The sequence below is a fragment of the Bradyrhizobium sp. OAE829 genome, from assembly GCF_040546575.1.
Classification (GTDB): Bacteria; Pseudomonadota; Alphaproteobacteria; order Rhizobiales; family Xanthobacteraceae; genus Bradyrhizobium.
In genome coordinates this window covers 7,137,240-7,161,593 of the sequence record NZ_JBEPOE010000001.1, presented here as the reverse complement: position 1 = coordinate 7,161,593, position 24,354 = coordinate 7,137,240, and the positions used below count along the sequence as shown (strand labels likewise).

The 24,354-nt window shown below is 63.2% G+C and carries 20 protein-coding genes; 13 read left to right on the top strand and 7 right to left on the bottom strand.

From position 1 onward, the window contains the following. Nucleotides 1–195 precede the first annotated feature (195 nt). Both ABIE49_RS34180 and ABIE49_RS34175 read left to right on the top strand, forming a co-directional pair. Nucleotides 196–834 (top strand): hypothetical protein, encoded by a 639-nt coding sequence (locus tag ABIE49_RS34180; protein WP_210337358.1) that lies wholly within the window; start codon nt 196–198, stop codon nt 832–834. Between the two features lie 143 nt (nt 835–977). Then, a complete protein-coding gene (locus ABIE49_RS34175) occupies nt 978–1,757 on the top strand; it encodes an enoyl-CoA hydratase (protein ID WP_192737398.1) in 780 nt (259 codons plus the stop codon). Nucleotides 1,758–1,906: 149 nt separating this feature from the next. On the opposite strand, the gene ABIE49_RS34170 is transcribed toward ABIE49_RS34175, so the two are convergent. Further along, entirely contained in the window at nt 1,907–3,763 is a 1,857-nt protein-coding gene (locus tag ABIE49_RS34170; RefSeq protein WP_192737397.1) for an acetyl-CoA hydrolase/transferase C-terminal domain-containing protein, read from the bottom strand. Nucleotides 3,764–4,000: 237 nt separating this feature from the next. Here ABIE49_RS34170 and ABIE49_RS34165 point away from each other — a divergent pair, with 237 nt between their 5' ends. The 5 genes from ABIE49_RS34165 to ABIE49_RS34145 all read left to right on the top strand — a co-directional run bounded on the left by ABIE49_RS34165 (nt 4,001) and on the right by ABIE49_RS34145 (nt 8,412). Further along, nucleotides 4,001–5,419 carry a TolC family outer membrane protein gene (locus ABIE49_RS34165; protein WP_192737396.1) on the top strand — a complete coding sequence of 473 codons (1,419 nt, stop codon included), beginning with the start codon at nt 4,001–4,003 and terminating at the stop codon, nt 5,417–5,419. A gap of 332 nt (nt 5,420–5,751) precedes the next feature. Further along, nucleotides 5,752–6,528 (top strand): alpha/beta fold hydrolase, encoded by a 777-nt coding sequence (locus ABIE49_RS34160; RefSeq protein WP_354067118.1) that lies wholly within the window; start codon nt 5,752–5,754, stop codon nt 6,526–6,528. Nucleotides 6,529–6,562: 34 nt separating this feature from the next. After that, on the top strand, nt 6,563–6,985 hold the full coding sequence (locus tag ABIE49_RS34155; RefSeq protein ID WP_192737394.1) for a hypothetical protein: 423 nt from the start codon (nt 6,563–6,565) through the stop codon (nt 6,983–6,985). Further along, complete coding sequence (locus tag ABIE49_RS34150) at nt 6,978–8,078, top strand: hypothetical protein (protein ID WP_192737393.1); 1,101 nt, start codon at nt 6,978–6,980, stop codon at nt 8,076–8,078. Before ABIE49_RS34155 ends, ABIE49_RS34150 begins: the two co-directional genes overlap by 8 nt. Nucleotides 8,079–8,199: 121 nt before the next feature. Next, a complete protein-coding gene (locus ABIE49_RS34145) occupies nt 8,200–8,412 on the top strand; it encodes a hypothetical protein (protein WP_210337357.1) in 213 nt (70 codons plus the stop codon). Nucleotides 8,413–8,552: 140 nt separating this feature from the next. On the opposite strand, the gene ABIE49_RS34140 is transcribed toward ABIE49_RS34145, so the two are convergent. Then, nucleotides 8,553–10,151: an FAD-binding oxidoreductase gene (locus tag ABIE49_RS34140; RefSeq protein ID WP_192737391.1), complete on the bottom strand. Its 1,599-nt coding sequence runs from the start codon at nt 10,149–10,151 to the stop codon at nt 8,553–8,555. 116 nt (nt 10,152–10,267) lie between these two features. On the opposite strand from ABIE49_RS34140, the gene ABIE49_RS34135 reads away from it, so the two are divergent. Next, nucleotides 10,268–10,828, top strand: coding sequence for a P-loop NTPase family protein (locus ABIE49_RS34135; protein ID WP_192737390.1), 561 nt, complete (start codon nt 10,268–10,270; stop codon nt 10,826–10,828). 165 nt (nt 10,829–10,993) lie between these two features. Further along, nucleotides 10,994–11,959 carry an amidohydrolase family protein gene (locus ABIE49_RS34130; protein ID WP_192737389.1) on the top strand — a complete coding sequence of 322 codons (966 nt, stop codon included), beginning with the start codon at nt 10,994–10,996 and terminating at the stop codon, nt 11,957–11,959. A 216-nt stretch (nt 11,960–12,175) separates the two neighbouring features. Here ABIE49_RS34130 and ABIE49_RS34125 read toward each other — a convergent pair whose 3' ends face one another. The 3 genes from ABIE49_RS34125 to ABIE49_RS34115 all read right to left on the bottom strand — a co-directional run bounded on the left by ABIE49_RS34125 (nt 12,176) and on the right by ABIE49_RS34115 (nt 18,114). Continuing rightward, a complete protein-coding gene (locus ABIE49_RS34125) occupies nt 12,176–15,298 on the bottom strand; it encodes an efflux RND transporter permease subunit (RefSeq protein WP_192737388.1) in 3,123 nt (1,040 codons plus the stop codon). 34 nt (nt 15,299–15,332) lie between these two features. Next, nucleotides 15,333–16,580: an efflux RND transporter periplasmic adaptor subunit gene (locus ABIE49_RS34120; protein ID WP_192737387.1), complete on the bottom strand. Its 1,248-nt coding sequence runs from the start codon at nt 16,578–16,580 to the stop codon at nt 15,333–15,335. Nucleotides 16,581–16,716: 136 nt separating this feature from the next. Continuing rightward, a complete protein-coding gene (locus ABIE49_RS34115; protein ID WP_192737450.1) occupies nt 16,717–18,114 on the bottom strand; it encodes a CoA transferase in 1,398 nt (465 codons plus the stop codon). Nucleotides 18,115–18,266: 152 nt separating this feature from the next. Between ABIE49_RS34115 and ABIE49_RS34110 the strand changes: the two genes are divergently transcribed. The 4 genes from ABIE49_RS34110 to ABIE49_RS34095 all read left to right on the top strand — a co-directional run bounded on the left by ABIE49_RS34110 (nt 18,267) and on the right by ABIE49_RS34095 (nt 22,360). Next, a complete protein-coding gene (locus tag ABIE49_RS34110) occupies nt 18,267–18,554 on the top strand; it encodes a hypothetical protein (RefSeq protein WP_192737386.1) in 288 nt (95 codons plus the stop codon). A 737-nt stretch (nt 18,555–19,291) separates the two neighbouring features. After that, complete coding sequence (locus ABIE49_RS34105; RefSeq protein WP_192737385.1) at nt 19,292–20,062, top strand: SDR family NAD(P)-dependent oxidoreductase; 771 nt, start codon at nt 19,292–19,294, stop codon at nt 20,060–20,062. Between the two features lie 375 nt (nt 20,063–20,437). Further along, a complete protein-coding gene (locus tag ABIE49_RS34100; protein WP_192737384.1) occupies nt 20,438–21,955 on the top strand; it encodes an ABC-F family ATP-binding cassette domain-containing protein in 1,518 nt (505 codons plus the stop codon). A 222-nt stretch (nt 21,956–22,177) separates the two neighbouring features. Beyond that, nucleotides 22,178–22,360: a hypothetical protein gene (locus ABIE49_RS34095; RefSeq protein ID WP_192737383.1), complete on the top strand. Its 183-nt coding sequence runs from the start codon at nt 22,178–22,180 to the stop codon at nt 22,358–22,360. A 93-nt stretch (nt 22,361–22,453) separates the two neighbouring features. On the opposite strand, the gene ABIE49_RS34090 is transcribed toward ABIE49_RS34095, so the two are convergent. After that, nucleotides 22,454–22,936: a hypothetical protein gene (locus tag ABIE49_RS34090; RefSeq protein WP_192737382.1), complete on the bottom strand. Its 483-nt coding sequence runs from the start codon at nt 22,934–22,936 to the stop codon at nt 22,454–22,456. 44 nt (nt 22,937–22,980) lie between these two features. After that, nucleotides 22,981–24,084, bottom strand: coding sequence for a helix-turn-helix transcriptional regulator (locus ABIE49_RS34085; protein WP_192737381.1), 1,104 nt, complete (start codon nt 24,082–24,084; stop codon nt 22,981–22,983). Nucleotides 24,085–24,354: the final 270 nt, after the last annotated feature.

Below are 24,354 nucleotides of genomic sequence, written 5' to 3'. Positions count from 1 at the left end.
GAATCGGGACAGTCGGTTCCTTGCCGGCTGGCTCATACCATCGATCGCTCCGGCTCGCACCCGCCGCCGGCCGCTGCAACGCTGTTGCCCTGCTTTTGCCGTTCTTGCCCGAAGATTCCCTTTTTTTGCCCCGCTGTGGACACGGGGCGGGGTCTCATTTCGCTTTCGGGGGCGGGCAAATGGGGAGATTGCCACATGATTGTCAAAGCCAGCGGGCGCTCGGCCTTGATATTAGCGACAGGGCTCTTCGTATGTTTCGCGGGGCCGTCGCCGGCGACGGCAGCCAGCACGGACCGCGCGGCCGCCACGTCGAAGTCGGAAAGCGCGACGCCCGGAAAGTCCGTCCGGCAGAGCACCCGTCACTGGAAGCGCTACACGCGTCGATCGGGCAAAGTCGCGGCGAAACCTGCCGAGACCAGGAAAGCCGTTGAGGTGGCCGACGCCTCGACCGGCGGCGCGCTCACGATTCCGGCGTCGATCGCCAACGCCAATGCGCAACTGGCATCCGCCGATACGGCCCCTGGCAGCGCCCAGGCGATGACGGCAAAGGCCAATATCCTGCTGGCGTCAGCCGATAAGCCGGGGGAAGCGCAGCCCACCAACGAAGCCGTGGTCTCATCTGATCAGCTCAACGATGTCGATCGGGCCCTGCAGCAGAACCCGGCCACGCAGACCGTCGCGATGGTCTCGGCCAAACCCGCCCCCGCGGCGCCGGTCCTGGCTTCCAGCCCTGACAGTTCGACCTGGGATCAGACCTCGTTGATCGGAAAAATCTTCATCGCCTTTGGCGCATTGCTGACGATGGCCTCGGCCGCGCGCATGTTCATGGCGTGAGGTATCGGGCACCGGACGCAGCGACATGCGTCCGGGCCGCCTCTTCAGCCCACTTGAAGCCGAGCCTACTTGAAGCTCTGCCTACTTGAAGCCCTGGCCGCCAGCGGGCACATTGCCCGCCAAATCAGGCACCGGGGTGAACCATGGCTACGTTCGAACACATCATTGTCGAAAGCAAAGGCGCGGTTGGCATTATCACGCTGAACCGCCCGAAAATGCTCAACGCGCTGTCGTTCGGCGTGTTTCGCGAGATCGCCGCCGCCGTCGATGACCTCGAAGCCGACGACGCGATCGGATGCATCTTGGTCACCGGCAGCGAAAAGGCCTTTGCGGCCGGCGCCGACATCAAGGAGATGCAGCCAAAAACCTTCATCGACATGTTCTCCAGCGATTTCGCCGCCATCGGCGGCGACCGCATCGCCACCTGCCGCAAGCCGACGATCGCGGCCGTCAGCGGCTATGCGCTCGGCGGCGGCTGCGAACTTGCGATGATGTGCGACATCATCATTGCCTCCGACACCGCCAAATTCGGCCAGCCGGAAATCACGCTCGGCACCATCCCCGGCATCGGCGGGACCCAGCGGCTGACGCGCGCGATCGGCAAATCCAAGGCGATGGATCTCTGTCTCACGGGACGGATGATGGACGCCGCGGAAGCCGAGCGTTCGGGCCTGGTCAGCCGCGTCGTGCCGGCTTCCAGCCTGATGGACGAAGCGCTGGCGGCGGCGGAAAAGATCGCCTCGATGTCGCGTCCCGCGGCCGCGATGGCGAAGGAAGCCATCAACCGGGCGTTCGAGACGCCACTGTCGGAAGGCATGAATGTCGAGCGCAATCTGTTCCACTCGACCTTCGCGCTGGAAGACCGCTCCGAGGGCATGGCGGCGTTTATCGAGAAGCGCAAGCCGGTGAACAAGAACCGGTAAGAGCGCACACACACTCTATGTCGTCCCGGCGAACGCCGGGACCCATAGCCACCGGCAGCTATTATTATGCACGCTGGTCGTTATCTTCCTTTTCCAGCAAAGCTGGCCGCGGCGTATGGGTCCCGCCGTTCGCCGGGACGACGATGGAGTTACTTCGTCGCCCCGCTCCGCGCCAGCGCCGCATTCACCAGCGCGCGATAGGCCCGCTCGACAAATGTCGTCGGGCGGTCGAGGCCTAGCCGAGCCAGGCATTCGAGACGCGCGGCGTTCGGCGGCTGCGTCATTCCCTGCCACAACAGCCCCGGCAACCGAAGCGGCGTGCGCTGGGCATCCCGCAGCAGCTGCAAAGCCGGGATCAGCCGCTGTTCGGTCTCCGTGAAATCGCTGCCGAACGGGAACGACGGCAGCAGGCCCGCCTCGCGCGCGGGCTTTAACGCTGCCGCGATCGCTTCCGGAAAATTCCGGCGATACGCGCGCGGTATTTCAAAATCCTTCGGCAGCTTGCCGGCATCCTTGGCCACCTTTGCGAGTTCGCCCTGGAAGCGAGAGTCGGATATCGAAAGCATCGCCGCGATGGTCTCGGCGTCGGATTTTCCTCTGACGTCGGCGACGCCATATTCGGTGACGAAAACATCGCGCAGATGCCGCGGAATGGTTTGATGGCCGTAGTTCCAGAGGATGTTGGATTGCGCCTTCGCGCCGGTCTGCCGGGTCGATTCCAAAGCCAGAACGGATCGCGCGCCCTGCAATGCGAACGCCTGCGCCACGAAATTATACTGACCACCAACACCGCTCACGACCTGACCGTTCTCGAGGCCGTCGGAGATCGCAGCGCCCATCAAGGTCGCCATCATCGCATTGTTGACGAAGCGCGCATCGACGCGTGCGCGACGTTTGATGTCCTCGTCGCCATAAAGCTGGTTGGTGAAAGACACCGGCATCATCTGGATGCGCGCGATCTGTTCCGCCGGCAACTCGCGCAGCGTGCGATAGAAGGCTTTCGGCCCGAGGAAAAACGCGCCGTGCAGCGTCACGCCATCGACTTCGCGCTTGAGAATGCCGGCGTCGATCAGGCCGAGAAACGCTTCGAACAGCATTTCACTGACGCCGTACAGCCCCTTCTCGAACGATCCGGCCTGCGGCACCGGTTGTTCCGGCGCGAGCCGCTTCATGACCGCCCGGAATTGCGCATTGTCGCGGTGACGAACGATCAGGCCCTGCGCCAGCGCATCGCCGACCTGCCCGATGCCGATCTGTAGCGTGCCGCCATCGGGCACGAGACCCGCGGCATGCAGGCCGATGGCGTATTTGGTGTCGCTGATCGGCTCGGCCGGCGGCGCGAACAGCGGAAAGTCCGTCTCGGGGCTGTCGAGTACCGCGCTGAATTCGTCGCCCGGCAGATCACCGGCGCCGGGCATGAACGGCAGTTCGGAATTGACCTGGCCCACCAGCCTGAACGAGGCCCGGCCCTCGGCGCGGGCGCGCAAAATGTCGAGCGTGGTGTCGGTGTTGCAGCTCAGGCTGTAGCGCGCGACGCCGCCCTCCACGCGCTTCGCCACCAATTGGGTCACGACATTGAGTCCGCGCGCCAGCAGATAGGACGCGGCATGCGTGTAGTTTGCAGAAATGTAATGCTGCTGCGGATACGGCACGTGCAGCCACTTTCCGGCGAGGAAGAAAAATTCAATCACCTGGATGTTGGGCGGCAGCGCGCCGGCATGCAGCGCGGCGGCGTAGGTCAAATCGGGATAGCCGCCGAACAGCCGGTCGATTACCGGAGCGATGAAGCGCTTTTCAAGCAGGCTGCCCGGCTTCGGCTTTTCCAGGGTCAACGCGGAAAACAAGGTCAGGTTGATCGAGCGATCGGCCGCGGCACGCGCATAGAGCGCATTGATGATGTGGTTGGCCTTGCCGAGCCCAAGCGGCAATCCAACCACGAGGTTGGTTCCGACATCGCGGATGATGTCTTCCGCGATCGCTTCGGGGTCGGAAAACAGTTTCGGCATCAAAATGCGGACCCGGCGTCATGAAACGCCGACCGCCCTGGAATGGACGCCGGCTGCTTCGAGCTATAACGCATTTGTTACCGAACTTCGTCTGTGACGAACCTGCAACAGCCAAGCGCCGAATTCCTGTGATGATCTCGCGCGACCGTTTGCCAGTGGCGGCACCGCCCCCTAAACAGGTAGATGTGACGAGGCCGTCGGCGGGGGCGGACGGGCCTTAGGTAGTTGCGGGATCAAATGGTTGGGCGTGCCGCTAGAGTTGGCCACGTTGCAAGGCGCGTGCTTCGAACAGGCATTTGCCTTGGCGTCGTGATTTGCGTGGCGCTTGCCGCGGCAGGCGCCCAGGCCGAGAACCTCCCGGACGCGCTGGCCAAGGCCTATCAGACCAACCCGCAGCTCAACGCCGAACGCGCGCGCCAGCGTGCCACCGACGAAGGCGTGCCGCAGGCGCTGGCGGGGTACCGGCCGCAGATCGTCGCCAGCCTCACCGCCGGCCTGCAGGCGGTCCGCAACCTCCTGCCTGACAACACCGTGCAGTCGGCGAACCTGAAACCCTGGACCATCGGGGTGACGGTGACCCAGACCCTGTTCAACGGCTTCAAGACCGCCAACAGCGTCCGCGTCGCGGAACTGCAGGTATCGTCCGGCCGCGAGGCCCTGCGCAATGTCGGCCAGGGCGTGCTGCTCGATGCCGTCACCGTCTACACCAACGTGCTGGCCAACCAGTCGCTGGTGTCAGCGCAGCGTTCCAACGTCGCGTTCCTGCGGGAAACGCTGGGCATCACCCAGAAGCGCCTCAATGCCGGTGACGTGACGCCGACCGACACGGCCCAGGCTGAAGCCCGCCTCAACCGTGGCCTCGCCGACCTCAACGCCGCCGAGGTTGCCTTGGCCATCAGCCAGGCCACCTATACCCAGGTGATCGGCAACACGCCGACGCAGTTGGGCCTCGCCGAAACCGTAGACCGTTATCTGCCGCGCAACCGCGATGACGCCATCGGTCTCGCCTTCCAACAACATCCGGCTGTGATGGCGGCCGCCTTTGACGTCGATGTCGCCTCGACCAGCATCCGGGTCGCCGAAAGCAGCCTGTTGCCGACCATCACGATGCAAGGCAGCGTCAGCCGCAGCAAGCAGTCGGATCCCACGCTCGGCACCTTCGGGACCGACCAGGCTTCGATAGCCGGCCAACTCAACCAGCCGATCTACGATGGCGGTATGGCCGCCTCGCAGACCCGGCAGGCCAAGGAAATCTCAGCCCAAAGCCGGCTGGTGCTCGACCAGGTCCGCAACCAGGCGCGCACCGCGGCGGTCGGCGCCTGGGTTGCCAATGAAGGCGCCAAGGTCGCGGTGTCCGCTTCCGAATCCGAAGTGCGGGCTGCAACGGTCGCCTTGCAGGGCGTGCAGCGTGAAGCCGCGGGCGGCCAGCGCACCACCGTCGACGTGCTGAACTCGCAGCAGGATCTGATCCTGGCAAAGGCGCGCTTGATCGGCGCACAACGCGACCGCGTGATCGCCTCCTATACCCTGCTCAGCGCCATCGGCCGGCTCGACGTCAAGACGCTGGGGCTCAACACGCCGGATTACCTGCCGGAAGTGCATTACCATCAGGTGCGCGACGCCTGGCACGGCCTGCGCACGCCGTCGGGGCAGTAATTCGCAACTTTGTCGCCGGTGTTAACTGCCCGCTGTTCATGTCCGCGATTTTTCATCGCCGGGAATCTGCACCAGCTTAAAATTCGATCTGATTTGACTGCACCCGATTTTGATCGATCCATTTCTGCGAGGCCTCGTGATCTCAAACATACTGCGCTGGTCGGGCAAGACGCTGCTGGCGCTCATGATCTTGATCGTGATCGCGATAACGGCGTTCCGGATGGCGGCATCGATCCGCGAAACCCACACCCGCGCCGAACTGGCGCCGCCATCAGGCCGTCTGGTGCCGACCAGCTCCGGTGGCGTGTTCGTGCAGGAAAAAGGCCCGGCGGATGGAATTCCCGTCGTGCTGTTTCACGGCACCCGCGGCGTGGAGCGAACTCTGGCGGCACACGACCGGCGTGCTCGCCGCCGCCGGCTTTCGCGTCATCGCCCTCGACCTGCCGCCGTTTGGATTTTCAGATCGTCCGGGCAGCTACACAAGGAAGGATCAGGCTGCACGCATCAACGATGTTCTCGCCAATCTGAAAGCCAAGCCGGCGATTATCGTCGGCCATTCCTTTGGCGCCGGTGCAGCGACCGAACTGGTGATGCGCTATCCGGACCGGGCGCGAGGCCTCATACTGGTAGATGCGGCGCTGGGACTGACGGTAGCTCCTTCCGAGGCGCCATGGATCATTCAGCCAAAATGGATTCGCGAAATACTGGTATCGCTGACCATCACCAATCCGGTGGCGACGAAGACGCTGCTCGAATCCCTGATCGAGAAGAAGGAACGCGCGCTGCCCGAATTCGTCGCGATCCTGCAACGGCCGACGACGCAGCGCGATACCACCCCTGACATCGCCGACTGGCTATATTACTTCCTCGGCGCCGACCGCAACGCCGTGAGTGCCGATCGCACCGCATATGCACGGGTGAAACTCCCCGTCGCCATCCTGTGGGGCGACAAGGACAACACTACTCCGGTTGAGCAGGCGCTTGATCTGCGAACGCTGTTGCCGCCGGAGACCACCCTCACTTTGCTGCCGGGCCTTGGCCATATTCCGCAAATCGAGGACCCCGCTTTGTTCAATGACGCCCTGCTCAAGGCGCTCGGAAAGCTCTAGACTTAGCGACAGATTCGAAAAGGCCGGAGGCATCATGGATATCATCAGATTGTGCGCCTGGGGCTACGCCGCCCTGCTCGGCTTCGTGATCCTGACCGGATACATCCCGGCCTTCATCGACCAGAACGACATGATCTTCGGCCTTTTCCGCCGCACCTGGTATGCCGACGGGCTGCATCTGGTTTCCGCGCTGTGGGCACTCGCGGCAGCGCTGACCTCTCGCCGCGCCTCGGAACTGTTCTTCCAATTGTTCGGCGCGTTCTACTTTGCCGACGGCTTGCTCGGCCTCTTCACCGGCTCGGGCTATCTCGACTTCGGCATCCTGATCAACGGTATCCGCGACTTGCCGCTGATGACGCGGGTGTTCACCAATGCGCCGCATCTCGCCCTCGGCGGTGTCGCGATCCTGATCGGCTACCTGCTGGCGCCGCGCACGCGGACCGCCGTTCATGCTTAAATGGCTGCGGCGCATTCTTGTCGTCATCGCGATCCTGATCGCGGTATCGGTGCTTGGGCCGCTCGCCTATATCGAGGGCACGTGCCGCCCCTCTTCGTCGGCTTCGGCGTCACCTGCGCCGTCAGTAACGCTGCCTGCGATCAACGAGCCGCGTTACCAGCGCAAGCAGAACAATACCTTCTTCACCTTTCCCGAATGGTACATCGTCTATTCGTTCGAGGATTTCGGCCGCTTCCTCGATCGGTCCAGCGAAAGCCATTTCAACTATCTCGGACACATTTTCGGATTCTGGCGCAGCTTCTGCACCATCAATCAGGCGGTGCCGCCGACCGGTGAATCGCTCACCGAAGTCAAAACCATGATCTACATTATCGGCGTCAGCTACTCGATCGAGTACGCGATCAAGGGATTTTACGAGAACACCATCGGCCGTGTGTTCGAATGGATCCGGGGCGAGGAACGGACCCCGCAAGATCTGTACGCGCGCAAGGTACTGCAGGACTATGCTGCGTTTCTTTACACCGTTCCCTGGTTCAAATTTCCGTTCCGCGAGAAGCTCGATGGCTTGATGGCGATTTCGGCGCGGACCGATAGCCCGCTGCGAACATGGGAACGGTATTTTGCGCTCGGCACCGAGTACTATCTCAAGGTCGGTTATGCCGCGCTGATCCAGAAAGCGCTCGATGCCGGTGGCGACGACGAACCGCGCGACATCATGTTCGCGGTCGCGACGTTGCCGCCGGCAGTGCTGGCGAAGGAGCCGCGTATCAAACTGATCCGCGCGCTGACGCCGCAATGGCAGCTGGTGCAGACGCCGCGCTACAAGGATTTCACCGAAATCCTGCAAAGCCTGCTGGATCAGGGTTTTGGGCTCGCCGAGATCGCCGGCAACCGCGAAATCCTGATCACCGTGATCGCGCCCGACGCCGCCAAGCTTGACGTCAAAGGAACCACGGAACTGTTTTCACTGGAGCTTGACGGCAAACCCGGCTTCCGCAGGGCCGGCCTGAAGGCTAGGATCGACCGTCTCGTCGATATCAACCGCGATCTCAAGGCCAGGGGCGTGAGCATCGAGCATTTCTATGATTACTGAAGCGCCACATCATGGCAGGCTGCGGCCACTACGCCGGATCTCGGGCGCTTTCGCGCTCGTGTTGTGCGGCTGGCTTGTGGTTGTGATCGCTTTGACGTTCGGATCGGCACCGGGCAAGTCGATGGCTATCATCGGCCCGCCGGCGCAGGCGCTGGCAATCATCGCCAGGGCCAACGGCCGCGTGCTTGCAGCCAGCGACTATGTCACCTTCGCGCGCTCCGACGATGCCGGCTTCGTCGCCCGCCTCTATGCAGCGGGCGCGCTCCTGGTGCTGGACGCGGAGCAAGCCGGCGGCTGCAGCGGGCTTCCGCCCAAGCGCATCGCGCAGCTGTGATCGACCGAAAGTCGGGAAGTTCGATTCATCTCTCGTCATGCCCGGCCTTGTGCCGGGCATCCACGTCTTTGACGCACCAAGCAAGGAGACGTGGATGGCCGGGACGAGCCCGGCCATGACGGAGATGAGAGCTCGCCACGCTAGGACGCGTACTTCTGATAGAACGTGTTGGTGAACAGTTCCGCCGGATCATACTTCCGCTTCGCCGCGAAGAAGTCGTTGATCTCTGGATAGGACCGCTGCAACTGATCCCTCGAATAATAAAGCTGGTAGGGCAGGAAAAACCGACCCTTGTGCGCGATCGTGAGATCGATCAGCTCTTCGGTCGCCTTCTTCATCCGCTTGTTGCCCTCATCATCCGTGGTCTGGTTGATGTAGAGCACCAGCGAGAATGCCGGCTCCGGCGAATAGGTCAGGAAGTTGTCTTCCTGATGCACGATGCGCACCGAGGCATTCAGCAAATTGGTCTTGTTGTCGGTCAGCACCTTGCGCATGCCGTCGACAAAGGAGACGAACTGGCTGCGCGGGATGAAATACTCATGCAGAATGTCGGTGTCGTTGGGCAGCGCGTTGCGCAAATACGGCACGGAATCGTGCATCGGGTCGTTGCGGTTGACGAGACAGGCCTCCGCCGAGCCGATCGCCTGCGCCCGCGTCACGGTGCAGGTTTCCATCCGGTGCTCGATGTGCTTCTCGGATAGCCACTTCATTTCCTGGAACAGCGGTCCCTGCTTGGACAGGTTGATCGTCAGCCGCCGCAGCTTGGTGCCCGAGACCTCGCCAAGCGGTTCGCGCTTGAAATCTGATCCGTCGACCTTGGTGTAGGTATAGAGCAGCAATTCCCTGAGGAAGCTGCTCGGCGCGGTCGAGAGGTGGCCGTACATCAGGCCGATATTGGCATCCTTCTCGATCTCTTTGGCGAAGATGTCAGGAAATTGCTTGTAATCCATCATGCGCCGTCCGGTCTGGTAGACCAGATTGTCGGCGACATCGAGTTCGGCCTCGACGATGACGCCGAACAGGCCGTAGCCGCCGACCACGAGGTTGAACAATTCCTTGTTCTCGGTTTCCGACACCGTGCGCAGCGACCCGTCCGCCAGCATCACGCGCATCGACTTGATCGATTTGCGGAGCGCGCCGGCCTGATGGTCCATGCCGTGGGCGTTGACCGAGATCGAACCGCCGACGCTGAAAATATCGGTCGACTGCATCGCGCGCACCGCAAAGCGCGGGTGCAGCAGGTTCTGGATGTCGTGCCAGGTCGCGCCGGGCTGCACGGTGATGGATCGCCGGCTCTCGTTGAGCACGACCTTGTTGAAGCCGCGCATGTCGAGCACGATGCCGCCCTTGCGGAACGCCTGCCCGCCCATGCTGTGGCGTACGCCGGCGGTCGTGACCGAGAGCTTGTTGTCGCGCGCAAACGTCAGCGTTTTGCTGATGTCGTCGACGCTGCGCACCTCGACCACGCCGTAGATTTCGGTCTTGTTGAGACAGCTGGCATCATTGATGCTGCCGCCTAGCTGCGACCATTTCACGTCTTTCAGCGGCGCAATCGCCTTGATCCGCTCCAGATCGATCTTGGCCTGCTCGCCACCCCCCACCGCTGGTCCGCAATCCTTTTCGCCGCTGGGATCGGCGGCAAGCGCCTGCAGTTTGCGGTAGCCGTAGACGCCAAACAGCACCACGACAACAGCGGCGACGGACGCCCCGGTTTTGAACTTCTGTGAAAATTTTCGCATGCATTGATTCCAGATGATGACGGATAGTCCGGGCGGGCCGATAATTAGTCAAATTGGCGCGGCTTATGGTTCGATGGATTGCCGGGCTTACTGAAACGCTAGGCCTTGATATTGCGATGAAAAGCTGCCGCATTCACATCATGGGAGCATCGGGTTCGGGCGTTACCAGCCTCGGCCGAGCTTTGGCCGATTCGCTGGCGATGCCGCATCACGACACCGACGATTATTTCTGGCGACCGACCATCCCGCCCTTCAGGGAAATGCGTGAGGCCGCCGAGCGCCTGAAGTTGATGGGCGAGATGTTCTTGCCGCGGGCGGGTTGGGTGCTGAGCGGATCGCTCAATGGCTGGGGCGATACGTTAGTTCCCGATTTCGATCTGGTGGTCTTCCTCGTCACCCCGCGCGAGATCCGCGTGCAGCGCCTGCGCTCCCGCGAGGCCACGCTTTTCGGCGCCGACGCAGTGGCATCAGGCGGATGGCGGCATACGGCGACCGAGGAATTCATCGAATGGGCTTCCGGCTACGAGGAGGGCAACGCGAGCCGCAATTTGGCGAAGCATCAGGCGTGGCTTGCCGCACTGCCCTGCCCGGTTCTGCGTCTGGACGGATCGCGACCGCTGCCGGAGCTGGTCGCGGAAGTGCGCCGCGCGATTGGCGGCCAAGCCAATCCCACATAGCTATCGCCCTTTCCGCAACGCGTGCAGCTCGATAGTCTCTCGCGCACGACCGCGGCTGATAACGCCCGGCGCAAGAATGGGGAAGCGCTTCCGCAGAGATCGCCGGCCACGCGCCCGGTCGAGATGCGAACAATCAACGACATCAAACGCACAGGGAGAACGCCAATGCTGACGCGACGCAGTATGATGCTTGCCTCCATCGCCGCCGGAGTGACCATGAACAGCCGAACCGTTGTTGCCAAGGCAGCCCAACCGGCAACGCCGGTGAGCTTCGACATTCCTGCAGGCGCCTGCGACTGCCACACCCATATCCATCCGGATCCGGCGAAATTCCCGTTCTTCGCCGGCCGCGTCTACACGCCGGAACTGGCCTCGCCCGAAGAGATGACCGCCTTGCACAAGGCGATCAGGATGGAGCGCGTGGTGATCGTCACGCCGAGCATCTACGGGCCCGATAACTCCGCCACCCTGTTCGGCATGGCAGCGCGCGGCGCGACCGCGCGCGGCGTCGCCGTGATCGACGACAAGACGTCGGAAGCCGATCTCGACGCCATGGGCAAGGCTGGCATCCGCGGCATCCGGCTCAACCTCGCCACCGGCGGCGTCAATGATCCCACCGTCGGCCGGCCGCGGTTCTCCGCCGCCGTCGAGCGCATCAAGGCGCGCGGCTGGCATGTGCAGCTGTTCACGAGTCTTGCCATGATTACCGCGATCAAGGACCTTGTCCTGGCGTCGCCGGTGCCTGTGGTGTTCGACCATTTCGGCGGCGCGCAGGCCGAGCTTGGCGTCGGCCAGCCCGGCTTTGCCGACCTGGTGGAGCTGGTGAAGTCAGGCAAGGCCCATGTGAAGATCTCCGGCGCCTACCGCGCCTCGAAGCTTGGCCCCGACTATGCCGACTGCACCCCGCTTGCGCAGGCGCTGATCGCAGCCAATGCCGACCGCATCATCTGGGGCACCGACTGGCCGCATCCGGATTCGGTGACCCCTGCCGGCAAACAGATCAGCGACGTGACGCCGCTGTTCCAGATCGACGACGGACGGCTGCTCAACCAGCTCGCGGTGTGGACGCCGGACGCTGCCGTGCGCAAGAAGATCCTGGTCGACAATCCGGCGCGGCTGTACGGGTTCTAGACTAGCGCCTGACTTTTGATGGAATCGGTCTGGCCGCGAACTCGCTGCACCTCTCCCGCTTGCGGGGGAGGTCGGATCGCATCGCGAGATGCGATCCGGGTGGGGGCTCTCTCCGCATGATGACTCGCGGCGACACCCCCACCCCGCCCTCCCCCGCAAGCGGGAGAGGGAGAACACTTCCTTCGCGGCGACTATTCGACCTAATCTCATCACACTTCAGCGCGCCCGGCGCGAGAATACCGAGATCAGCACCGGCAGCGTGATCAGGATGACGATTGGCGCCAGCATCATGCCGGTGACGACCACCACCGCCAGCGGCTTTTGCACCTGCGAACCGATCCCCGCCGACAGCGCCGCCGGCAGCAAGCCGACGCCGGCGACGACACAGGTCATCAGCACCGGCCGCAATTGCAATTCGCCGGTGCGGATCACGGCCCTCACCCGCTCGTAACCTTCGTCGATCAATTGATTGTACTGCGACAGGATGATGATGCCGTCCATCACGGCGATGCCGAACAGCGCGATGAAGCCGATCGCCGCCGATACGCTGAACGGAATCCCCGAGATCAACAGCCCGAGCACGCCGCCGAAGATCGCCATCGGGATCACGCTCATCGCCAGTAACGTGTCGACCATCGAACCGAAATTGAAGAACAGCAGCACCGCGATCAGCGCCAGGCTGATCGGCACCACGATCGACAGCCGCTTGATGGCGTCCTGCAGATTGCCGAACTCGCCGACCCACTCGACCCGCGATCCCGGCGGCAGCTGGACCCGGCTTGCGACCTTGTCCTGCGCTTCCTGGATCGCGCTGCCGAGGTCGCGCTCGCGGACCGAGAACTTGATCGGCAGATAGCGCTCCTGGCCTTCGCGGTAGATATAGGCGGCGCCCGAGATCAAATTGATCGAGGCGACCTCGCTGAGTGGGATCTGCGTGATCGCACCGCCCGGTCCGGCGACGCCGATCCGCAAATTGTGGATCGCCTCGGCACTCTTGCGATATTCCGGCGCGAGACGAACGATGATCGGGAAATGCCGGTCGCTGCCGGGTTCATAGATGTCGCCGGCGCTATCGCCGCCGACCGCGACCTTGATGGTGGCGTTGATATCGCCCGGCGACAGGCCGTAGCGCGCCGCCCGCGCGCGATCGACATCGATCTGGACGGTGGGCTGGCCGAGCGAGGTGAATACCGCAAGATCCGTCACGCCCTGCACGGTGGCGAGGACGGACTTGATCTTGTTGGCAGTGTCGGTCAGCGACTGCAGATCGTTGCCGTATAGTTTGATCGAGTTCTCGCCCTTGACGCCCGACACCGCCTCCGAGACGTTGTCCTGCAGATATTGCGAGAAGTTGAATTCGACGCCGGGGAATTTTTCCTGCAACTGCGCCAGCAACTCCGCCGTCAGTACGTCCTTGTCGTGGGTGCCCGGCCACTCGCTGGCCGGCTTCAATGGCGCGAAGAATTCGGCATTGAACAGGCCGGCGGCGTCGGTGCCGTCGTCGGGGCGGCCGTGCTGCGACACCACCGATTCCACTTCGGGACGGCTGCGGATGAGCTTCCGCATCTCGTTGACGTAGGTATTGCCTTCCTGCAGCGAGATGGTCGGCGGCAGCGTCGCTCTGATCCACAAATTGCCCTCTTCCAGCTTGGGCAGGAATTCCAGCCCGAGCAACCGCGCGAACACGATGGTCGTGATCACGAGGACCGCGGCTCCGGCCATCACGATCCTGCGGTTGGCGACCGCCCATTTCAGCACCGGCAGATAGAGCCGGTCGAGCTGCCGCATGATCCAGGTTTCGGTGTGCTCCATATGCGAGGGCAGGATGATGGCACTCAGCGCCGGCGTGACGGTGAAGGTCGCCAGCAAGCCGCCGGCCAGCGCGTAGGCATAGGTCCGCGCCATCGGCCCGAAGATGTTGCCTTCGACGCCACTCAGCGTGAACAGCGGCAGGAAGGCGGCGATGATGATGGCGGCGGCGAAGAAGATCGAGCGCGACACGTCGGCGGAAGCGGAGAGGATGGCGTGGCTCTTCATGCCCATCGTGGTGTCGAAGGAGATCTGGCTGCGCTCGGCCTCCGACAACGCCGTGGTTTGCGACAGCCGGCGGAAGATCGCTTCCACCATGATCACGGTGGCGTCGACGATCAGCCCGAAGTCGATCGCGCCGACCGAGAGCAGATTGGCGGATTCGCCGCGCAGCACCAGGATGATGACGGCGAAGAACAGCGCGAACGGAATTGTCGCGCCGACGATCAGCGCGCTTCGGAGGTCGCCGAGGAACAGCCACTGCAGCAGCACGATCAGGATGATCCCGACCACCATGTTGTGCAGCACGGTGTGGGTCGTGATGTCGATCAGGTCCTTGCGGTCGTAGATCCGCTCGATCTTCACGCCGGGCGGCAGAATGGTGGAGTTGTTGATGGAAGCGACGAGTTGCTCGACGCGGGTGATGGTCGGCGCACTCTGTTCGCCGCGCCGCATCAGCACGATGCCCTGCACGATGTCGTCGTCCTGATCAAGACCGGCGATGCCGAGGCGCGGCTTCTCCCCTATCGTGACATGCGCGATGTCGCTGACCAGCACCGGATTGCCGCCCGATTGCGACACCATGGTATTGTTGAGGTCGTCGATTGAGCGGATCAGTCCGACGCCGCGCACCACGGCGGATTGCGCGCCGATATTGACGGTGTTGCCGCCGACATTGATGTTGGCGTTGCTGACGGCCTGCAGCACCTGCGGCAGCGTCAGCCCGTTGGCGACCAGCTTGTTGAAATCGACCTGCAGCTCATAGGTCTTGGTCTTGCCGCCCCAGCCGGTGACGTCGATCACGCCGGGCACGGCGCGGAAGCGACGCTGCAACACCCAGTCCTGCAGCGTCTTCAGGTCGAGCACGCTGTAATTCGGCGGGCCCTTCAGCCGGTAGCGGTAGATTTCGCCGATCGGGCTGAGCGGCGAAATGCCCGGCTGCACATTGCCCGGCAACGGCGCGAGTTGCGACAGCCGGTTCAATACCTGCTGCTGCGCCTCGTCATAGGTGTAGTCGAACGAGAACTGCAGTTTGACGTCGGACAGGCCGTACAGCGAGATGGTGCGGATGGTGCGCAGGTTCTTGATGCCGGCGACCTGGGTCTCGATCGGGATCGTGATGTAGCGCTCGATCTCCTCCGACGACAGGCCCGGACTTTGCGTCACGATGTCGACCATCGGCGGGGTCGGGTCGGGATAGGCCTCGATGTTGAGCTGCCTGAACGCGATCAGGCCGCCGACCATCACCGCGACGAACATGCCCACCATCAAATAGCGGCGGCTGACGGCAAGGGCGACGAGGCGATCCATCCAGATCGAAGCTTTCAGTGAGTAGAGCGGGAGATCAGCTGCCGGACGCGGCCCGGTCGATGAACAGCGCGCCCTTTGTCACGATCAGCTCGCCGGGCTTCAGATTGCCGACCACCTCGACGAGATCGCCATTGGCGAGGCCCGCCTTGATCTGGCGGAGTTCAATCGAGTGGTCGTCATGCACGACCCAGATCCGGACCTGGTCCCCCTCGTAGATCAACGCCGTCTTCGGCACCCCGACCGCCGGATGATCGCTGGCCGAATAGATCGTCACATTGGCGAACATTTCCGGCTTGAGCACGCCATTGGCGTTGTCGACGGTGGCGCGGACCAGCAGCCGGCGCGTCGCCGGATCGATCGCAGTGGACACGTAGTTGACGCGCGCCGACAGCGCCTGGTTCGGCAACGCCAGCACGTTGAACGTGACGTCCTGCCCGACCGCAACATTGGCGGCGTCGGTCTCGCGCACGAAGGCGACCATCCAGACGGTGGAGAGATCGCCGATGACATAGACCGGATCGCTGGCGCCGGAATTCACATACTGGCCGGGGCCGATCTTGCGCTGGACCACGGTGCCGGCGATCGGCGCGAAGATGGTGGTTTCCGGATTGATGCGGCCCTTTTCCTGGAAGGTCGCGATGTCCTCGTCGGTGAGGCCGAGAATGCGCAGCTTGTTGCGCGCCGCCTCCATCGCCGTCTGCGAGGAGCGCATGTCGTTCTGCGCCTGGATCAGCGTCGCCTGGCTCTGCTGATAGTCCTTGAGCGGAACGGCCTTGCCTTCGAACAGATCCTTGGCGCGCTGGCCCTGCAGTTGCGCCAGATCGAGCGCGGACTTTGCCTTGTTCATGGCGCTCATTGCGCCGATGAAATCGTTCTGCGCCTGCACGTTGTCGGCAGCCTCGATCACGAACAGCGGCTGACCCTTGACGACATTATCGCCGGGCCGGACCAGAAGTCGGGTGACCCGGCCGGCATAGGGCGAGAACACCGGCGTCGAGCGATCCTCGTCGATCGCGATCTTGCCTTCGGTGACGTGCTCGGCCCGGAAGCCCCGCGTGGCAACGGGTTGGATGGTCAGGCTGGCCCATTCGGCCGGCGACAGCTTGTAGCGCTGCTGCCCTCCCTTGCGGGACTGGCTGGACACTTCGGAATGCTTGGGCTGGGTTGCGCTGAACTGCACGAAGCCATAGACGCCCGCGCCGGCGAACGCGAGCAAGGCTATCACCAGCGCCGGTCTCCGGCGGCTAAGCATCTGTAATTGCTTAATCAATTTGCTACGCATGCGGTCTGTTCAACTCAGCAATGGCGACAATTTGCCTCACCCGCTAATAGTGCCTAATCGGAGTTCCAAACAAGCTAAAAAACGAGCACGGCCGTTAATTTTTGGAGAGGTCTCCCTGAACGCCGGCTGAAAATACCTATTCGCGCGCCGGCCATTGCGGTGGGTGGCTGCCAAGCGGCATCGCCGGACGGGCCCAGAAAGCCGGGGTTTTCGACAGCAGCGCCGAGTGCCGGACCGACCGCAGTGCACCAAAGCCGGAAGCCACCTCCTCGATAAAAGGCATCACGGTTTCCCCATTCAAATCCCCGGTCTTGAAGCCATCGGCGACGCGACCGAGATTCCACAGCCACCGGCCGGTCTGCGCCAGCGACACCCGAACGTGCCAGCTGCCGCCTTCGCGCGACTGCCGAGCCTTGGCCATCATGGCGCCGAACGCCATGAGGTAACCGGTGGCGTGGTCCAGCATCTGCGCCGGCAGCTCTTTCGGCCCGTCGACGCCCGCCGCCTGCCCTTCGGCATGGTTGAAGCCCGTGGACGTCTGCACCAGCGAGTCGAAACCGCGGCGCTCCGCCCAGGGACCGGCATGACCATAGGCCGACAGCGTCACATAGACGATCCCCGGACTAATACGGGCCGCCTCTTCCGGCGCGAAGCCGAGGCCGGCGATCGCGCACGGCCGGTAGCCCTGCGAAACAATATCGGCCTGCGCCAGCAGATCGCGAAACACCGCGCGGCCTTGTTCGCTTCTGAGTTCGACAGAGCTCGCCAGCTTGCCGCGCCCGGTATCGATCGTAAGCCAGGGAATCGCCGGCAGATTTGGACCTGAGATCAACAGCACGTCGGCGCCGTGGGCAGCGAGCGTGCGGCCCGCGACGGGACCTGCGATCACGCGCGACAGATCGAGCACGCGAATGCCGGCGAGCGGCCGATCGCCCTTCGGCCACGGTTTTGGTGCGGCGTCGCCAATCTTCTCGATTGTGATCAGCGGCAATCCCGCAAGCGCGCTGGCGTGCGGCGTCGCCGACCATTCGTCGTATGAACGCATCATCGACACCACGCCGCCACCGGCATAGGCCGCGGTCTCGAACGCCTCGCCATCCCATTGCATCAGCGCGGCTTGAACATCGTCGCGCTCCGGCTTGCAGTTCAACACCTTGCAGACGGCGTCGCGGTGATGCGGGAAATTGGTATGCAGCCGCACGAAGCGCGCGTCGCCTGTTTTGTAGACGCCGGCGATCGCGTCCCAGGCCGGCGGCGGCGGCTTGTCGCCGACGCGCAGATAGCGTTCTGAGCGGCATTCGACCACGGCATGGCGCATGTCGACGGTAACGTCCTGCGATTGCCCGCTGCGCAATTTCCAGATCCCGGCGGCGGCGAGCCCCGTTGCCGCGACGCTCGCTTGTGCTGCGGCGGCGACGCGAAACGACGACGGTAGCTGCGGCTCTTCGCCGGTCAGCTTGATGGCGTCGAGCGCGGAAGCCTCGCCGCCGGCCGACGTCCAGATATCGGAGAGGATTTCACGCGGGCTTTGCATCGGCATGTCTCTTCCCTAGTCTTTCCTTGGCATCGCAACGTAGCCCGGATGGAGCGTAGCGCAATCCGGGTAGAGCGATCCGCTTGGCGAAATCCTCCCGGATTTCGCTACGCTCCATCCGGGCTACGCCTTAACTGCACGAAGGAGTTGCAATGGCCGCCGTCGAACCCCTGACCGCCGGTGCGGTCCTGCTCGCAACCGCCGCCACCGACGCGGTCTATGTCATGTTCACCTCGGCCGTGGTGGCGCGCAAGCGCGTGCCGGCGGCGACCTGGAGCAGCATCTGGTATCTGCTCTCGTCCTACGCCGTCATCAGCTACACCGAGAACTGGGTCTATGTGGCGTTTGCGGCGGTCGGCTCCTGGGTCGGCGCCTATGCGACGATTACGTTCCTGCACCGGCCGCCAGGCGGGCCGCCGGTCGGCGCGGCGCCGGAGTAGCCTCGCTGTCGTCCCGGCGAACTCAGATGCGCAATTGCGCATCTGTGCTCAAGGCCGGGACGACGGCGGTGTTTGTCGTTACGCCGTCATTAAAACGCAAGTTCGCATTCTCGCAGCGCATTGCGCCCGAGCTTTGCCAGAAACTTCCGGCCCTCATCAAACTGAGGGCGCAGGGAAGACCGGGTGCGCGCTGCACCCGCGGTCCCGTGTGCGGTTTGCACTAAGTAGGCTGCACACGAGCATACAGGGCAGCGGAGAACACCCGGCCTTCCCTGCGCAATGGCTTTACGGCTTATGCCGTGATCTCCCCGGAGACGAGTTCTTGTTGACTCCGTCGCTGCCGTTCGGCTCTCGCCTACCCGACAGCTTGACACCTGCAACGGGCGCCAGGACCACACGGTTTTGCCGTACGCTTATCCACGCCGTCGTCGAGGCGCAAACCAGCGTCCACCGCAACCCGTCCAACGTCCGTGACGACGGCCGACGCCCTCTGAGTGGGACGGGATGGGCAGGTATATGCACCTGATTTGCCATTCTGGTAAACAGAAATATTTTTTATTCTGGGGCTTGACACGACTTCCGTAAATCAGAACTGATTTGCCCGTCGGGCCGTTTTGTCGCGGTCCGACGACTCCGACAAGGCATGGACGCTGTGAGACATTGCGCCTTGCGTGACGATCGCTTTGCTTGCCCTGCGGTTCTGCTACAGTGCCGATCGCCAACAAAGGAAAAACAAAATGGATCTGGGCTTGAAGGGAAGAAACGCAGTCATCCTCGGCGGCACGCGCGGGATCGGGCGGGCGATTGCCGACACGCTGGCCGGCGAAGGCGGCAATGTCGCGGTTTGCGCGCGTAACGCCGATCAGGTCACGGGAGCCGTTGCGGAGCTGAAAGCGCGGGGCGTCAAGGCCACCGGCGCTTCCGTCGATATCACCGACGCGGCGGCGCTGAAATCATGGATCGGCGGCGCAGCTGCCGAACTCGGCGGCATCGACATGCTGTTCTCCAATGCCGGCGCCATGGCGCAGGGCGGCGATGTCGCATCCTGGGAGCAGAATTTCCGGCTCGACGTGCTGGGCGCCGTCAATGCGTTCGAAGCCGCGCGGCCGTTCCTCGAAGCGAGCGGCGAGAAGAGCGGCGACGCCGCCTTTGTGATCATCTCGTCGGTCTCGGCGGCACAGGCCGACAACGCCAGTTCCTACGGTCCGATCAAGGCGGCGCTGGTCCACATGGCCAAGGGCCTGGCGCGGCAATACGCGTCGAAGAAAATCCGCGTCAACGTGGTGTCCCCCGGCACGGTCTATTTCAAGGGCGGCGTCTGGAACATGATCGAGCAGAACATGCCGAAGCGCTATCAGGACGCGCTGACGCGCAACCCGACCGGCCGCATGGCGACGCCGCAGGAAATCGCCAATGCCGCCGTGTTCCTGGCAAGCCCGGCGTCGTCATTCACCACGGGGGCGAACCTCCTCGTCGATGGCGCGATCTCGAACCGGGTGAACTTCTGATACGTTGCCCGTCGCCAGTTGCCGGGATTGACTCGACAACTGACTCCGCGAGACTTTGGCTTGCTCTGCTTTAGCTTGCTCTCCTGTGCGGAGCGCGTTATTTTGGCGTCACTCAACCGAGAAAGGAGGGCCGCGCGATGACGACGTTTTTCCGGCACTATCGCCAGCGTGGCCCGGTCAACGCCCTGCAGATGCGTTTGCAGGGCTGACCAGAGACTTCTGAACTTCTTCCTGGTCTGCCCTTCGTGGCCATGCGGCGTTGCGCGTTCTTGCGCTCGCGCCGCATTCTCATTCATCGCCGCGCTTTGACACCGACGTCCGACGATGGCTGCGTGCCCCGGATATCGTGATCGCCGGCAAGACCAGAGAACGATCATGACGCTTATTACGATCCGCAATCTCGGCGTGACGCTGAGCGCGCCGCTGTTTTCCCGGCTGAACCTCGTCGTCAATCCCGGCGACCGGATCGGGCTGGTCGCCGCCAACGGTCGCGGAAAATCCACCCTGCTGCGCTGTATGGCGGGCACCATGGATGCGAGCGAGGGCGAGATCACCCGATCGCGCGGGCTGACGGTGGGCTGTGTCGAGCAGAACGTGCCGGAAGCTCTGATGGAGACACCCCTCTATACAGCCGTGCTCGAGGCGCTCTCCGCCGAACAACGCCACAGCGAACGCTGGCGGGTCGATGTTGCCCTGGAATCGCTTGAGGTGCCCGAGCCGCTGCGGCAGAGACCGCTGAGGCAGTTGAGCGGCGGCTGGCAGCGGCTTGCCCTGCTTGCGCGCGTGCTGATGACGGAGGCCGACGTGCTGCTGCTCGACGAGCCGACCAACCATCTCGACCTCACCCGGATCAGCCAGCTTGAAAACTGGCTGAACGCGCTGCCGCGCGAGATGCCCGTCGTCATATCCAGCCACGACCGCGCCTTTCTCGATGCGACCACGAACCGGACGCTGTTTCTTCGGCCGGAGCAGTCGCAGCTGTTTTCATTGCCCTATACACGGGCACGCGCGGCACTCCGCGAGGCGGACGCTTCCGAGGAGCGGCGCTATCAGCATGACCTCAAGACCGCCCAACAGCTGCGCCAGCAAGCTGCGAAGCTGAGCAACATCGGCATCAATTCCGGCAGCGACCTGCTGTTGTCGAAAACCAGGCAGCTGAAGCAGCGGGCCGGGAAACTGGAAGATGCCGCAAAGCCCGCGCATCTCGAACGATCCGCCGGCACAATCAGGCTTGCCAATCGCGGAACCCACGCCAAGGTGATGGTGACGCTCGACGACGCCACGGTCGAGACGCCGGATGGCAGGCTGCTGTTTCGGACCGGCCAGCAGTTCATCTGCAAGGGAGACCGGATCGTGCTGCTCGGCTTGAACGGGGCAGGCAAGACCCGGTTCGTCGCCATGCTGCGCGCGGCAATCGAAGATCGAGACGCGGTGCACGCCGGCATCAAGGCCACGCAGTCGCTGGTTCTCGGCTATTGCGATCAGGCGCTTGCCGGTCTTGCTGATGCCGACACACCGACGCACACGATCATCCGCCGCTTCGATGTCGGCGATCAGCGTGCGCGCACGCTGCTCGCGGGTGCCGGCCTCTCGATCGAGATGCAGAGCCGTCCGATCAGCCAGCTTTCCGGCGGACAGAAGGCGCGTCTGGGCATGCTGTTGCTGCGGCTCGCCCAGCCGAACTTTTATCTGCTCGATGAACCCACCAATCATCTCGATATCGAGGGGCAGGAAGCACTGGAGGCTGAGTTGATGGTTCATCAGGCAAGCTGCCTGCTGGTGTCACATGACCGCAACTTCGTGCGGACGGTGGGCAATCGTTTCTGGCTGATCGAAAAGAAGAAGCTGGTCGAACTGGAGGAACCGGAAGGGCTGTTTGCAGCGGTCAGTTAGAGCGTTTTCCAGCGAAGTGGACACCGGTTGGCGTAAAGAAAACGCGTCAAAACAAGAATCTAGAGCCCCGTTCCGATTCCATCGGAACGGAAAAGGCTCTAGCGCCGCGAGACAGGCCGTTTGCTGTGTGACACGCGTCACGGTGGCGGCCCGGCACGCGTCGTATTCCTGTGATCAGGGATGGCGGGAATGGTCTCGCTGCAGGGAACACGGGAGACGACAATGACCAGGTCCAGGAATTCAGATCGCAACAACCAGTCGGCCCTGATCGACGACGCGCAGCTCGAGATCGTGGTGGGCGGCGCGATGGACTCCAGGCTTGCGAAGATGCTTGCGGAGCGTGCCGTTGGCGGATGGATCATGCAGGACATCTGGACCCGGCCGACGCTCGGCACCTATCGCTAACAGTCCCGGATTTGCGCACGATTTTGGTCTTGGCGGCGACGAGCCGCCATGTTCACCGGTCACGAATGAGGCCGCCTCGCCTGGCGGCCTTTTTCACGCGCGCTTCCGGCACAGTCCTTCGAACTTGTCCGCCTTGTCGCCGAGTTCGCGAAGCGGGACCTGCTGGCGTGAAGGCCCCACCACCATCACCAGCGACTTCGCCTGCCGCAGCGCCGGGAACAGCGGATCGCTGCCCGGAAACGAGCCGTCGAAGCTCGGCGTGCCGGCTTCCTCGTTCACAAGCGTCCGTCCTTGCAGTTTCGCGGTGACGCTCCCGGCGATCAGCGACGCCGACATCGCCTGGCGCGGCTTCACGCCGGCGCCGGTCTCGTTGATGAAGACCTTCACCACGCCCTGGCCCGGTTTGCAGCGGAATGTGATCGGGGTGTCTTCGGCGTTGTCGGTGCCGTAGGACAGCATGGATTGGCCATCCACGGTCCGGAGCCGCCATGTTCGCTTGTCAGCGGGCTGGGCATGCGCGGCCAAGGTGGTGGCGATCAGAACCAGCATGGCCGGCGCGGCCAATCGAGCCATCATGAAAACCCCCATTCGGCTTTTCGCAGGCGGCGTGTGGTCAACGCCTATCGCAGGCGGCTCACCAGCGCAATCAGTTCGCCCTGCCGGTGGGTGTCGGTCTTGCGGAAGATTGCCTTCAAATGCGACCGCGCGGTTTCATGCGCTATTGCCATTTCCTGCGCGACTTCTTCCAGCGACTTGCCGCCGGCCAGACACAGGGTAATGCGCGCTTCCGACGGCGTCAGGCGGAAGGCCTGGCGCAGCATCGTCAACTGTTCGGCCTCGCCTTCGTCGAAGCCGGACAGGATGAGAATGGCGCGGGCTCCGAGAAACGGACTGCGCGCCGCGCCATCGACCGGCAGCACACGGACGACGATCGGCGGCTTGCCGGCACGCCGGACCACGATGGGCGCGACGCCGAGCGCATCGACGTCGGAGGCCGTTCTCAACCGGTCGAGGAAATTATTGAAGGCGGCCTGCGCCCGCCTGTCTGATATGACGAGGCGCTGCCCGATGATCCTTATATCGCCGCCAAGGGCTGCTTCCGCCGACGGATTGATGTCGATGACGGATCCGAACCGGTCGAGCGCGATCGCGGCGCGCTTGATGAAGGCCAAGGCATTGGTGATGCCGGACAGCACGCCCCTTCCGACAGCAGTGGAAAGCGTGGCGGTCTCCGTCAATCGTTGGGACAGGCTGGCAAGCGCCGCCTTTTCGGATTCTTCAAAAGCGCCCTCACCGATCGTGCGTTGGATGGAAAAACCCCACAACGCGGAGCCTGCAAAAAATCCGATAACCGCAAACCAGCGCAGCCCGAAATTGTTCGCATGCGCGTAAAGCGGATCGCGGAGCATTTCGGTTTCGGAGCTAAAGATGTCCTGGTCGCTGACGATCTGACGGCCCGCGAGCAACAACGGCACGCCGCGCGCCGCGCGGATGTCGTTTTCGTGGAAGCAATTGTCGAAATAGGATTTGAAAAATTCCCGACCGGACTCCGTCATCGGCACGTCGGGCGTCCGGACGTCGCTTTGAAGCAGGCATGCCGCCGCTGAGTTGCTGGCGCTGCAAATGTCCTGCATCAAGGCTGGCCACATCGCAGGATCGATCACTGCATCGCCAAGCCGGGTGCTGATCGACTGCAACCGGCCAACGTCCACCTTCGTCCCCATTGGTCAGCCTATGCCACTTCAGCCACGCGCTTCGAAACCGGCGTGCAAGAGGAGTTCTACCGACAACGATTCTGCGCTGCTGCACGTTCCGCCAAGGAACCGTCCAACGCCACCCCCATTTGGGTGAGACCGGCAGGTAACGTTACCTGTGCTTTCGCAGCAGGTCGGCCAGTTTTGACTCGAAGCATCGCATCGCGTCGGCTAAATTAAAGGTCACCGGGGGCTAGAGGATTCTTAAACAATCAATTTTGTTCTTCCCGGGCGGCCGCT